General features: G+C 75.1%; 11 protein-coding genes. 2 read left to right on the top strand and 9 right to left on the bottom strand.

Going from position 1 to position 12,734, the window contains the following annotated elements:
- Window positions 1–4 precede the first annotated feature (4 nt).
- The 6 genes from FHS87_RS00840 to FHS87_RS24405 form a co-directional block, all read right to left on the bottom strand.
- A complete protein-coding gene (locus tag FHS87_RS00840) occupies window positions 5–736 on the bottom strand; it encodes a superoxide dismutase (RefSeq protein ID WP_184512840.1) in 732 nt (243 codons plus the stop codon).
- A 100-nt stretch (window positions 737–836) separates the two neighbouring features.
- Window positions 837–1,421 (bottom strand): hypothetical protein, encoded by a 585-nt coding sequence (locus tag FHS87_RS00835; RefSeq protein WP_184512838.1) that lies wholly within the window; start codon window positions 1,419–1,421, stop codon window positions 837–839.
- A complete protein-coding gene (locus FHS87_RS00830) occupies window positions 1,418–2,503 on the bottom strand; it encodes an ABC transporter permease subunit (RefSeq protein ID WP_184512835.1) in 1,086 nt (361 codons plus the stop codon). The genes FHS87_RS00835 and FHS87_RS00830 overlap by 4 nt, the downstream gene beginning before the upstream one ends.
- Entirely contained in the window at window positions 2,500–3,570 is a 1,071-nt protein-coding gene (locus FHS87_RS00825) for an extracellular solute-binding protein (RefSeq protein WP_184512833.1), read from the bottom strand. Before FHS87_RS00825 ends, FHS87_RS00830 begins: the two co-directional genes overlap by 4 nt.
- A 101-nt stretch (window positions 3,571–3,671) precedes the next feature.
- Window positions 3,672–4,868 carry an ABC transporter ATP-binding protein gene (locus FHS87_RS00820; RefSeq protein ID WP_246417711.1) on the bottom strand — a complete coding sequence of 399 codons (1,197 nt, stop codon included), beginning with the start codon at window positions 4,866–4,868 and terminating at the stop codon, window positions 3,672–3,674.
- 67 nt (window positions 4,869–4,935) lie between these two features.
- Entirely contained in the window at window positions 4,936–7,671 is a 2,736-nt protein-coding gene (locus FHS87_RS24405; RefSeq protein WP_184512831.1) for a bifunctional diguanylate cyclase/phosphodiesterase, read from the bottom strand.
- A 144-nt stretch (window positions 7,672–7,815) separates the two neighbouring features.
- On the opposite strand from FHS87_RS24405, the gene FHS87_RS00810 reads away from it, so the two are divergent.
- Both FHS87_RS00810 and FHS87_RS00805 read left to right on the top strand, forming a co-directional pair.
- A complete protein-coding gene (locus FHS87_RS00810; RefSeq protein ID WP_184512829.1) occupies window positions 7,816–8,838 on the top strand; it encodes an enoyl-CoA hydratase/isomerase family protein in 1,023 nt (340 codons plus the stop codon).
- Entirely contained in the window at window positions 8,835–9,545 is a 711-nt protein-coding gene (locus FHS87_RS00805) for a class I SAM-dependent methyltransferase (protein WP_184512827.1), read from the top strand. Before FHS87_RS00810 ends, FHS87_RS00805 begins: the two co-directional genes overlap by 4 nt.
- A 9-nt stretch (window positions 9,546–9,554) precedes the next feature.
- Here the strand turns inward: FHS87_RS00805 and FHS87_RS00800 are convergent, their stop codons facing one another.
- The 3 genes from FHS87_RS00800 to FHS87_RS00790 all read right to left on the bottom strand — a co-directional run bounded on the left by FHS87_RS00800 (window position 9,555) and on the right by FHS87_RS00790 (window position 12,722).
- Window positions 9,555–10,133, bottom strand: a complete 579-nt coding sequence (locus tag FHS87_RS00800; protein WP_184512825.1) for a chalcone isomerase family protein — start codon at window positions 10,131–10,133, stop codon at window positions 9,555–9,557.
- A gap of 125 nt (window positions 10,134–10,258) precedes the next feature.
- A complete protein-coding gene (locus FHS87_RS00795) occupies window positions 10,259–11,071 on the bottom strand; it encodes a class I SAM-dependent DNA methyltransferase (RefSeq protein WP_184512822.1) in 813 nt (270 codons plus the stop codon).
- Window positions 11,072–11,240: 169 nt separating this feature from the next.
- Complete coding sequence (locus FHS87_RS00790) at window positions 11,241–12,722, bottom strand: MDR family MFS transporter (protein ID WP_184512820.1); 1,482 nt, start codon at window positions 12,720–12,722, stop codon at window positions 11,241–11,243.
- Window positions 12,723–12,734: the final 12 nt, after the last annotated feature.

Raw genomic sequence — 12,734 nt, 5'->3', positions numbered from 1 at the left:
GAGATTAGACCCCCAGCGTGCCCGCCTTCGCCGCGGCGTAGCGCTCGGCCACCCGGTCCCAGTTCACCACGTTCCACCAGGCGTTCAGGTATTCGGGCCGGCGGTTCTGGTACTTCAGGTAGTAGGCGTGCTCCCACACGTCGTTGCCGAAGAGCACGCGCTGCCCGTCCATCAGCGGGGTGTCCTGGTTCGGGCGCGTGGTGAGGGCGAGCTTGCCGTCCCGCGCCACGGTCACGAAGACCCAGCCGCTGCCGAAGCGCCCGGCGCCGGCGGCGTTGAACTCGGTCTTCATCCGGTCGAAGCCGCCGAGGTCGCGGTTGACCGCCTCCGCCAGCTCGCCCGAGGGCATGCCGCCACGCCCGCCCATGACCGGCCAGAACATGCTGTGGTTCGCGTGCCCGCCCGCATTGTTGCGGACGGTGGTGCGGATGCTTTCCGGCACCTCGTCCAGCTTCGCCAGCAGCTCGTGCAGCGGCAGGGCGGCGAGCTGGCCGTGGTCCTTCAGCGCGTTGTTCAGCGCCGTGACATAGGCCTGGTGGTGGCGGCCGTGATGGATCTCCATCGTCTGCGCGTCGATATGCGGCTCGTTGGCCGAGGGCGCGTAGGGCAGTGGGGGCAGGCTGTGCGGCCCGGACGGCGCCGCCGCCGGCGCCTGCGCCCAAGCGGGCCGCGAGAGGGCGATGGCGGCCAGGGCGGGAAGGCCGGCCAGGACGGCGCGGCGGCTGGAGGGTGTCACGGCGCTCTTCTCCTCGGCGCGGCGGAATGGCGGCGCCCGCTCGGTGTAAGGAGGTTCGGCCCCGACGGTTGCCCCCGACGATTGCTCAGGGGGCGGGATCTCACCCCCGTGCCGCTGGCCGGAACAGGACGGCGAGGGCCAGGGCCGCGGCGGCCGCCATGAGTGACCCCGCGCCGGCCATGCCGGACCCGGCCGAGAGCGCGAAGGCCAGCGCCGCGCCGCAACCCGCGGCCCGCAGCAGCACCGGACGGAGGAACCGGCGCGCGGCCAGCCCCGGCGGGGCCCCGCAGGCCGCGGCGGCGCGGGCCAGTGCGGGATCGGCCCGCCCGAGCGCGAGCCACACGACCAGCGCGACGACCGGCGCCCCGAGCAGCGCCTCCGCGACGATGACGCCCGCGACGGGGGCGATCCCCTCCTCCCCGGCCAGGAGCGCCAGCGCAGCCGCCGAGATCGCCGGCGGCAGGAGCCAGGGCAGGAGGGTGATCACCGCGGCCATGCCGCGGCCGGGAAAGCCGGCCCGCAGCCCGGTCCCGGCCGCGGTGCCGAGCACGGTGGCCAGGAGGCTCGCGGCCGCCGCGGCCGGCAGCCCGCCGATGCTTCCCCCGCCCGCCATCTCCAGGAGAGGGAGCGCGGCCACCGGGACCAGGAGCGCCAGCAGCACCGCCATGCCGGGAAGCCGCCTCATGCCCGCCTTCCCCAGCGCAGGAGAAGGAGCGCGGCCAGCACCGAGGGCAGCAGGAGCCAGAAGGCGGTCGCCCCCGCCTCCCCCCACTGCCCCACCCCCGCGGCGGCGCCGAGGGCGTTGGCGGCACCGGGAGCGGCGGGCAGCAGCTCCGACCCCAGCGCCTGCGCGAAGGCCAGGGCGCAGCCGAGGGCGAGGCCGCGCCGCGCCAGGGGCAGCCCGACGCGCAGCAGGACCCGCCCCGGCCGGGCGCCGAGCGCGGCCGCCGCGCGGGGCAGGCGCGGCCCGGCCCGGCGCAGGCTCAGCGCGACGGGCAGGGCGATCAGCGGCACGGCGCCGAGCAGCAGCGCCGCGAGGGCCGCCGCCAATCCCTGCCCCAGCAGGAGCGACACGCCCGCCGCCCGGCCCGTCTCCCCGGCCAGCAAGGACAGCAGGGCGAGGCCGGCGAGCAGGGCGGCGCGGCGGGAGGAGGCCTCCGCGATCAGCCGGGCCAGGGCCCAGGCGAGCGGAAGCCCCGCGAGCACGGCCAGCGCCGCCCCGCCGATGCCGCGCGCAAGGCGGGCGCGGTCATGCGGGCCGCCCTCCGTATCCTCCAGCCCGCCCTCCGTCCCCTGCCGCAAGCCGAAGGCGGAGAGGAGGTGGAAGCCCGAGACCGGGGGCGCGGCCCGCCGCAGCGCAGCCCAGCTCTCCGCCTCGCCCCATACGGGATCGGCGACGAGGACCGAGGTGGCGCGGCTCGTGATGGTGGCCGGGGCGCGCGCGGCCGTGCCGGGCAGCGCCTCGCGGAGGGAGGGGACATCGGCGCCGAGCCGGTCCGCCGCGCGCTCCAGCGCCGCCGCGCCTTCCGGCCCGGCAGCCTGCAGGGCGGCGAGGTCGGCGGCGAGCGCCTCGAAGGCGGCGTCGTCGGGCAGGCCCCGCCCGTCCCAGAGGCGCAGCGCGCGCAGGGTGCGCGGCAGGGCGGGCGCCACCTCCGTCTCGGCCACGGCGCGCCAGAGCAGGGCGCCCAGCGGCGCGACCGATCCGGCCAGCACCATCAGCACGAGCGGCGCGACGAGCAGCGCCGCGCGGAAGGGGCCGGGCCTCACCGCGCCGCCCAGGCCGCGAAGCGGCGCTCCAGCCGCGCCAGGTTCTCGTGCCAGAAGGCGTCGTCGATCCGGAGCGCGCCGCGCATGTTCTCCGGGGCGGTGGGGAGGTTGGCGGCCACCTCGTCCGGCAGCCCGTCCTGAGCGCCGAGGGCGGTGACGCCGTAGGGGATGCGCGGCGGCAGCCCGGCCTGGACGGCGGGGTTGCCGATGAAGCGCAGGAAGCCGATCGCCCTCTCCCGGTTCGGGCTGTCGCGCAGGATGGCCCAGCTGTCCTGGGTCAGGAGCTGGCCGGCCCAGACAATGCCGAGATCGGCCGAATCCTCCCGGTTCGCCGCGTCGATCCGGCCGTTATAGGAGACGGCCATCGAGACCTCCCCGGCCCCGAGCAAACGCGGCGGCTCGCTGCCCTGCTCCCACCAGCGCAGGGCGGGGCGGATGGTCTCCAGCCGGCGGAAGGCGCGGTCCACCCCCGTCGCCGTCCGCAGGGCGGGATAGACGCCCTCGGGCGCGACGCCGTCTGAGAGAAGGGCGATCTCCAGCGTCGTCTTCGCGCCGCGCCGCATCGCGCGGGGGCCGGGGAAGCGGGTGGTGTCGAAGAAATCCGCCCAGCCCTCCGGCGCCACGCCGCCGCGGCGATAGGCGAGCACGAAGCCGTAGAGGATGGCGCCGACACCGCAATCGCTTAGCGTCCCCGGGATGTAGCGGCCGGCGCCGCCGACCTCGCCGGGATGGATGCGCTCCAGCAGCCCCTCCTCGCAGGCGATCAGCAGCTCGTCGCCCTCCAGTTGGACGAGGTCCCAGCGCGCGGTGCGGGAGCGGTCGCGCAGCGCCTCCATCCCCCCATCCCAGGTCTCCTCCAGCAGGCGCTGGCCGGTGACGCGCTGGAACGGGCGGAACATCGCCTCGCGCTGGGCGTCCTGGTAGGCCCCGCCCCAGGAGACCACGGTGAGGTCGCGCGCCTGGGCCCGCGCCCGCCCGCCCGCCAGGGCGGCGGGGCCGGCCAGCGCGGCGGCGGCGAGAGCCCGGCGCGTGAGGCGGCCGGCCGGAAGGGTCTCCTGCCCGGGCATCGCGGATCTCTGCCTTTCCGGTCGGTGATGGTGCGGCGCGGCGCGGCATGATGCGGCGGAAGCGGCGCGGCGGCGAGTCCCCCCTCCGCGGGGGTCGTTGTTCAGGCGGGATAGACCCGCGCGGCCGCGAGGGCCCAGGCAAGGGCAGCGTCCTCCCCCACGGCGGGCAGGGCGAGGTCGGGGGGGCGATGGGCGAGCAGCTCGCCCCCCTCCCCGACCTCCAGCCGCAACCGGAGGTGCCCGCCCGCGAAGCGGTTCTCCACCAGCCGCGCGGGAAGGGCGTCCTCCCCCATCTCCTCGGCCGAGAGCGGGGCGACGGCCACCGCCTCCGGGCGGATCACGAGGAGGCAGCGCCCGCCGGGCCTCGGCGAGCCCTCCGGTCCCGTCACGGGCAGGCCCTCCACCGTCGGGCCGCAATCCAGGCGCACCCGGCAGAGCCCGTCCTCCATCGAGACGACCCGCCCGCCCAGGCGGTTGCAGGGGCCGGTCAGCGCCGCGACCAGGGGATCGGCGGGGCGCTCGTAGAGGTCCCGCGGCGTGCCGGCCTGGCGCAGGGTGCCGCCCTCCAGCACCGCCACCCGGTCCGAGAGGGCAAGAGCCAGGGCGGCGTCGCGCGTGGCGTGCAGCACGGTGAGGCCGAGCGCGCGGTGGAGGCGGGCGAGGTCCGCGGCCAGGGCCTCGCGCTCCTCCCCCGCCAGCGCGCCGAGGGGGTCGTCCAGCAGCAGCAGCGCGGGCTCGTGGACGAGGGCGCGGGCAAGGGCGACCCGCATCGCGATGGGGAGCGGCAGCCCCGCCGGCCTCTCCGCGCTCAAGCTGGGCGGCACGCCCAGGCGCTCCAGCATCGCGCCCGCCCGTTCCTCCCGCTCGGCCCGCGCCACGCCCCGGGCCTCCAGGGCGAAGGCGGCGTTGGCGAGGACGGTCATCTCCGGGAAGAGGTCGGGGGTGCCGGAGACGAGGCCGATGTCGCGGCGCCAGGTCGGGACGCCCGCCTGCTTCTCCCCCTTGATGAGCAGGCGCCCGCCATCGGGTTCGAGAAAGCCGGCGACGAGATCGAGGGCGACGCTCTTCCCCGCCCCGGCGGGGCCGAGCAGCGTCACCATCTCCCCCCGCATGACCTGGAGGTCGAGCCAGGCGAGGGCCTGCCCCTCCCCGCGGCGGCCCTCCTTGCGGATCCCCTCCATCACGAGGAGCGGCAGGGCGGCGGGGGTGGCCGGCACGGGCAGTTTCGCCGGGTGCCGGGGGGTGCCGCGGTTGAAGACCGTGCCATCGGTGCCGAAGCTCACCAGTCGCTGCGCCATCGCGTCCTCCGCCGAGCGGCAGGCATCGCGGGGCGGGGCAGAGGTGTCAACCGCCCCCGGCGCCGCCTCAGGCGGCGGTGGTCGCCATCCCGGCCTCGATGCCGTTCACCCCGGCCAGGAGAGCGGGGATCGCCTCCGCCGGGCAGGGAGCGCCGAAGAGGTAGCCCTGCGCCTCGGCGCAGCCCTCCCGCGCGATGGTGGCGAACTGGGCCTCGGTTTCCACCCCCTCGGCCGTGGTGCCGATCGCCATGCTCTCGGCGATGCCCGTCACCGCCCGGACGATGGCCAGGTTGGCGGGCTGCTCGATCTCGCGGATGAAGGCCATGTCGAGCTTCACCTTGTCGAAGGGGAAGTGGCGGAGATAGGCGAGGGAGGAGTGCCCCGTGCCGAAGTCGTCCATCGCGACGCGCACGCCCATCGCCCGGAACCGCCCGATCAGGGCGAGGGTGGCCTCGGGATCGTGCATGACGGAACTCTCGGTGATCTCCAGCTCCAGCCGGCCCGGCTCCAGCCCGGAAGCCGCGAGCGCCGCCTCCACCGCCGCCTCCAGCCGCTTGCTGCGGAACTGGACGGGGGAGAGGTTCACCCCCACCCGCAGCCCGTCGGGCCAGCGCGCCGCCTCGCGGCAGGCCTGGAGCAGCGCCCATTCGCCCATCTGCACGATCAGGCCGTTCTCCTCGGCCGCCGGGATGAACTCGCCCGGGGGCACCATCCCGCGCCCGGGGTGGCGCCAGCGCATCAACGCCTCGAAGCCGATGATGCGCCGCGTCGCGACCTGCACCAGGGGCTGGTAGAACAGCTCCAGCTGGCCGCGCAGCAGCGCCTCGCGCAGCTCGCTCTCCAGCCGGCGCCGCTCCACGAGCTGCTGCTCCATCGCGGGCTCGAAGAGGCGGGCGCGGCCGCGGCCGTCGCCCTTGGCGCGATAGAGCGCGAGGTCGGCCTTCTTCATCAGGGTCTCGGCATCCGTCCCGTCCGCGGGAGCCTGGGCGATGCCGAGGCTGGTGCCGATCAGGACGGGCTGCCCCTCGATCAGGAAGGGCTCGCTCAGCGCCTCGACCACCCGCTCGGCCATCTCCCGAAGGAGGAGGGCGCTCCCCGAGGGCTGCGCGAGGATGGCGAACTCGTCCCCCCCGAGCCGGGCGATCATGTCCTCCTCCCGGGCGAGGCCGCGCAGCCGCTCCGCCACGAGGCAGAGGAGCCTGTCCCCGGCCAGGTGGCCCATCGTGTCGTTGACGTCCTTGAAGTGGTCGAGGTCGAGGCAGAGCACCGCGAAGGGCCCTCCCTGCCCGGCGCGGGAGAGCGCCTCCTCCATGCGCATCCGCAGCGCCAGCCGGTTGGGCAGACCGGTCAGGCTGTCATGGCTTGCCATATGCGCGATGCGCTCGTCCGCCCGCTGCCGCTCGGTGACGTCCTCGATCTCCGTCAGCCAGCCGCCCTCGAAGGGCGTGAAGCCGATGGAGAGGAAGCGCCCGTCGGACAGGCGGCGGCTGTAGCGGGTGGCCAGCCCCTGGGCGACCCGCGCCATGTAGGCCGCGTGCAGGAAATGGGCGGACTCGCCGTGCAGGTTGCCCTCCCGCACCATCGCCCCGATGATCTCGGCCGGGGTCATGCCGCGCTCCAGCCGGTTCGTGGAGAGGGCGAAGAGGCGGTGCATCGCGGCGTTCGCCAGGGAGAGCCGCCCCTCCGCGTCGAACATCAGGAGGCCCTGGCTCATATTGCCCAGCGCGGCGACGAAGCGCGCGTGCTGGGCGGCGAGCTCGCGCTCGGCCCGCTGCCGCTCCTCGTCCACCCGGAGCGCCGCCATGGCCTTCTCCAGCCTCTCCTGGTCGCGCAGGCGGCGGGAGACGAGAAGGACGACGAGCAGCGTCGTGGCGCAGGTCAGGGTGGCGCCGGCCGCGATCCAGACCGCCTCCAGGGCCCAGTCGTCCAGCACCTCATCCAGGGCTTCGCTCGCGCTGAGGATCAGGCCGTATTCGGGCAGGCTCACCGGCGCCGCCTGCACCTCGCCCTCCCTGCCGGGCAGGATGACCGTGCCGCCATCCGCGGCGGCGAGCCGCTCGACGGTGCCCGCCTCCTCCACGCGCCCCAACGCGCCCGGGCGGAGCGGGAGATGGGCGATCAGCACGCCGTCCCGGCGCCAGAGGCCGAGCGCCTGGCCGTGGCCGAGCCTCGCGCTGCCGAACAGGTCCTCGGCCTGGCGGATCTCGATGGCGCCCAGCACGAGGCCGGCGAACCGGCCGTCCTCCCCCAGCAGCCGGCGCACGAGATAGATCGTGGGCACGCCGTAGCGCCGGCTGGTCACCACATCCGTCAGGAACACGTCCGGCGCGCGATAGTCGCGCGCGGCCGCGAAGTAGGGACGGTCGGAGAGGTTGATCGGCGTGGCCGGAAGGCCCCGGGAATGGCCCGTGATCCAGCCCTCCTGATCCACCAGCATGATCGCCTGGGACGGGGGGAGCGAGGCCGCGAGGTCGCGCAGCACGGCATCCATCCAGGGGGGCAGCGCGCCGGCGCCGCCCTCCACGCGGACCTTGCCCTCCCGCATCCGCATCGCCAGCCGCTCCATCGCGTGGTCGAGCGACTGGAAGTTGCGCGCCGTGCTGTCGGCGACCATCGCGGAGATGTTCCGGAGGTGCAGGCCCCGCTCGGAGATCGCCTCCTGCCGCTCGTGCAGCGCGAACCAGGAGGAGCCGGCGAGCACCCCCAGGCAGAGGATCACGCCGCCGGCCCAGAGCATCCAGAGCGGGCGCGAACGGAGGCGAACCATCCCGGAACGCGCGATCCGCTGCAGGATGACGGTCACGACGCGCCTCCGATTCTGTCGCGATTGTGATTGCAATCTCTTAATGTAGACTTACCCGCCATGTCTCCCCTCTTCTCGGCTTCCGGCTTGCCCGCCGCCCCGGCGCGGATTAGCCCGGGGAGGAAGAGAGAGGACGGAACGGCCATGGAGCAGGCGGAGCCGAGCGTGGTGGCGCGCATCGAGGGGCGGGCGGGCACGATCCTGCTGAACCGCCCGCGCGCCCTGAACGCGCTGGACCAGGGCATGATCGATGCCCTGGCCGAGACCGCCGCCCGCTTCCGCGACGACCCCGCGGTGGACCTCGTGGTGCTGGAGGGCGCGGGCGGGCGCGCCTTCTGCGCGGGGGGGGACGTGCGCGCCATCCGCGCCGCCGCCCTCGCCGGCGACGCCGCGGTGATCGAGCGCTTCTTCGCCGGGGAGTACGGGCTGAACCGGCTGATCGCCGAGTTCCCCAAGCCCTGGATCAGCCTCATCGACGGCGTCTGCATGGGGGGCGGCATCGGCGTCTCCGTCCATGGCAGCCACCGCGTGGTGAGCGAGGCCTCCCTGATGGCCATGCCGGAGACGGCGATCGCCCTCTTCCCCGATGTCGGCACCTCCCATGTCCTGCCGCGCCTGCCCGGCGCGCGCGGGGCCATGGGCAAGTGGCTGGCGCTCACCGGCGCGCGGCTCGCGGGGGCGGAGGCGGTGGAGGCCGGGATGGCCACGCACCACGTCCCGCGGGAGCGGCTTCCCGCCCTGCGCGAGGCCCTGCTGGCGGGCGATGCCGGCGCGGTAGAGCGCCACGCCGCCGCCGTCCCCCCCGGCCGGATCGAGGCGGAGCGCGCGGCTATCGAGCGCTGCTTCGCCCCCGACGACATGGCCTCCATCATGGCGATGCTGGCCGCCGAGGGCACGGACTGGGCGCGGTCCCAGGCGGAGCTGCTGCACCGGATGTCCCCCACCTCGCTCGCCGTCACGCTCGAACTGCTGCGGCGCGGCGCGGGGATGGACCTGCCCGCCTGCCTGGAGATGGAGCTGCGCCTCACCCGCGCCGTCACCCGCCATCCCGACTTCGCCGAGGGCGTGCGCGCCGTGCTGATCGACAAGGACAACGCCCCGCGCTGGCAGCCGCCCGGCATGGGCGAGGTGGATCCTGCGGCGGTGCGGGCGATGTTCGAGGGATGATCTCCCTCTCCCGCTTTCCCCGGCTGGAACAGGCGAGCGGCTGGCTCTTCGACCGTCTCGGGGGCGAGTACCGGCTGCGCGGGATGCGCTTCATCGTGCCGCGGGAACTCACGCGGCAGGGCTTCCGCGGGCGCTTCCTGCTCGGCCTCTACGAGATGCCGGAGCGGCTGCTGCTGCGCCACCTCCCCCCGGATTCCACCCTGCTGGACCTCGGCGGGTGCCTGGGCGTCGTCTCCTGCCTCGCCAACCGGCGGCTGCGGAACCCGGCCGGGCACGTGGTGGTGGAGGCGAACCCCGCGCTCATCCCGGTTCTCACCGCCAACCGGGACCGCAACGGGGCGCGCTTCGCGGTGGTGCACGGCATGGCGGGCGGGGATGGCCGGTTCTGGCCCGGCGGCAACATCGTCGCCGGCAGCGGCCACCGCCCGCGCGGCGAGGCGGTGAGCGTCCCCGTGCTCGACCCCGGCGCCATCGAGGCGGAGCGCGGGCTGCGCTTCGACGCCTACATCATGGACATCGAGGGCGGCGAGGCCGATTTCATCGCGGCGGAGGAGGCCCGCCTCGCCCGCGCCCGCTTCGTGCTGCTGGAACTCCACCCCGACTTCATCGGCGCCGAGGCCTGCGAGGAGGTGCGCCGCCGCCTCTCCGCCGCCGGGCTGGTGCGCCGCGGCCGCGTGCTGAACGCCGAGGCCTGGCTCCGCCCCTGAGTCCTGGCCCTAGCCCTGCCCCAGCAGGCCCCGGCGCAGCCCGGCGCTGGAGGCGTCCGGCCCGATGAAGCTCGCCAGCATCATCCGCCCCTGATGCGCGCCGACGCGCACCGGGGGCTCCCCGGCATAGGCGATCTCGGCCCGGTCTGGCAGGAAGAGCCAGTCCTCCACCTGACCGGCCGGAAGGTCGCGCAGCCGGGCGCGGAAATCAGCCGGCATCTCGCAGCCGCAGCCATCCCGGAAGCCGTCCTCCCAGCCGCTCACCAGCCGGCTGCGCGGGACGTCCACGCTGTAGCGGATACGGAGGAGCTTCACCCCGGGGGAGGCGAGGATCGCCTCGGCATCGCTGCTGCGCCCCTCCAGGTAGAGCCAGCCCCGCAGCACCTCGAAGCCGAGGAAGCGCCTGACGCCCGTGCCGTTCAGCACGAGGCGGCGCCCGGCGGTCTCCAGCACGGGCGGGGCCTCCTGCGCGCGGGCGGGGCGTGGCAGGGCGGCGGCCAGGAGCGGGAGGGCGAGGAGCCGGCGCGGCACCCCGCCCGCCCGGGCGGAGGTTTCCGACCAAGCCGCCGCAAGACCGTCTCGCGCCATGCCACCCCCTCCTGCGCCCCTTCGGGAGCCCTTCCCGGTCGCGGCTCCGGAACAGATGGGGCCTGCGGACCGGTCCGTCACCGTCGCCCCGGACCCTTCGGAGGGCAAGGGGAGGGGATCGCCCGCTATTCCCGGCCGGCGGCCCGGGCGAGGAGGATCTGGTTCAGGCTCCCCGGCCCCAGGGGATTGCGGGCGAAGTCCCCGTAGCGGGCCAGGGGCTCCAGCCCGCCGGCCTCCAGCAGCAGCGGCAGCTCCTGCGGGAAGAACTGCCGCAGGACGAGCGGCGCCATGACCTGCCGGGCACCGTCCCCGCGCCGGATGCTCCACTCGGAGATCCGCACCTGCTCGATCGGGTCGTAATGCGCCACCTCCTCCGCCTCGATCGCCGAGGCGGGGTTGGGGCCGAGGTCGAGGCGCCGCGCCTCCCCCTCCGGCCGGCTCAGCAGCGACAAGTCCGGCCGCACCACGTCGAAGGCCAGCACGCCCCCGGGCGCCAAGTGCCGCCGCACCGCGGCGAAGCAGGCGCGGAGATCCTCGCCCCGCGTCAGATGGGCGAGCGAGTTGCAGGAGATGATCACCAGCCCGAAGCGCATCCCGAGATCGAAGGACCTGATGTCACCGAGCACGAAGCGCGCGGCGACGCCCCGCTCCGCCGCCTTGCGCGAGGCCGCGGCCAGCATGGCGCGGGAGGCGTCCAGCCCTACCACCTCGTGCCCGTCGCCCGCGAGGGGGATGGTCAGCCGCCCCGTCCCGCAGGCCAGCTCCAGCACCGGCCCGCCGCGCCGCCGCGCCTCCTCCCGGTAGAAGGCCTCGCAGGGGCCGGGCGGCACGATCGCGTCGTAGAGATCGGCCATGTCGTAGAGGGCGGGCCGGGCGGAGCCGCCCCCTCCCCCATCCCGGTCGAGGACCGGCCCGGGGTGATTGGTATGTCCTGGCATGGTTCGCATGCCCCCGGTTCCCATCGATCCAGAGCCGCCTCAATCGAATTCGAGGGCTGCTCCCGCTCCTGTTGGAGCGGCCAGGGCTGCCGGCCGGCGCCGCCTTCCCGCGGGAGCGGGGCGGAGCCCGCGCGGGGGTCGGTTCCCCTGCCCTACGCCATGGCGGCCCTCAGTCCGCCGGCGCCTGGGCGGGCGCCTCATGGGCGCGGGTGCGCGGGCGCACCTGCGGGACGAGGAAGGCGAGCAGCAGCGTCACCGCCGACATGGCGAGCACGCCCCAGAAGGTGAGGTGCAGCGAGGCGCCGAGCGCGGCCCGCACCCCGGCATCGGCGATCCCGCCCTGCCCGTGCTCCAGCAGGCGCTGCACCGCCTCGAAATCCACCTCCGCTCCGCCCACTCCGCCATAGCCGCGCGCGAGGCCGAGGTTGAGCACCCCGCCCAGCACCGCCGCACCCAGCGCGCTGCCGAGGTTGCGGGAGAAGATGTTCGAGGCGGTCGCCGCCCCGCGTTCCCCCCAGCCCACGCTCTCCTGCACCATCACCACGGCGGCGGTGCTGAGGAAGCCCATGCCGAGCCCCATCACGAAGGACCCGCCCCCCGCCAGCACGGGGGAGGAGCCGGGGCCGAGCAGCACGAAGGCGAGCGCTCCCGCCGGCAGCAGCGCCGCGCCGAGCAGGAGGCAGGCGCGCAGCCCGAAGCGGCCGAAGGCGCGGGCCGCGACCGTCGCGCCGATGGGCCAGCCGAGCACCATCATGGTCAGCGCGAAGCCCGCCTCCAGCGCCGAGCGGCCGAGCACGCCCTGGACATACATCGGCAGGAAGGCCGTCAGGCCGATGATGGCCATGCCGCTGAACAGCACGGTGGCGTTGGTCGTCGCGATCGGCCGGCGGATCCAGAGGGCGAGGTTCAGCACGGGATCCGCCGCCCGCGTCTCCCACCAGAGGAAGGCAGCCGCGAGGGTGAGAGCGGCGATGGCGAAGAGGGCGGAGAAGCGCCCGCCCGGCTCGGTGGCGGCCGCCATCAGCGCGCCGATGGCGAGGGTGAGGAGCACGCTCCCCGCCACGTCCACCGGCCGTCGCTCCCGCGGCACGTCCTCCCGGAGGTAGAGGGCGAAGCCGGCGGCGGCCAGGACGCCGATGGGCAGGTTCATCCAGAAGATCCAGGCCCAGCTCATGTTCCCGACGATGAGCCCGCCCACCACCGGCCCGAGCACGGAGGAGACCCCCCAGACGCTGGCCAGCCATCCCTGGATCCGCGCCCTCTCCTGCACGGAGTAGAGGTCGCCCACCACCGTCAGCGCGATCGGCTGGATCGCCCCGGCGCCGACGCCCTGGAGCAGCCGGAAGGCGATCAGCGAGGGGATGGACCAGGCGAGGCCGCAGAGGGTCGAGCCCAGCAGGAAGACCGCGATCCCCGCCAGCATCACCGGCCGCCGCCCGTAGACATCGGCCAGCTTGCCGAAGACGACGGTGGTGGAGGTCTGCGCCAGGAGGAAGGAGGCGAAGACCCAGGCGTAGAGATGCAGGTCTCCGAGCTGCCCCGCGATGCCCGGCATGGCGGTGGAGACGATGGTCGCCTCGATGGCGATCATGAACATCGCGACCATCACCGAGGCGAGGACCAGCGGGCGGCGCGGAGAAGGGGCGAGCATGGGCGTGGGTTA

Origin of the sequence: Muricoccus pecuniae, from assembly GCF_014199205.1 — a bacterium.
Lineage (GTDB): Bacteria > Pseudomonadota > Alphaproteobacteria > Acetobacterales > Acetobacteraceae > Roseomonas > Roseomonas pecuniae.
The sequence above is the reverse complement of the archived record's forward strand: the minus strand, read 5'-3'. Positions and strand labels throughout refer to the sequence as shown.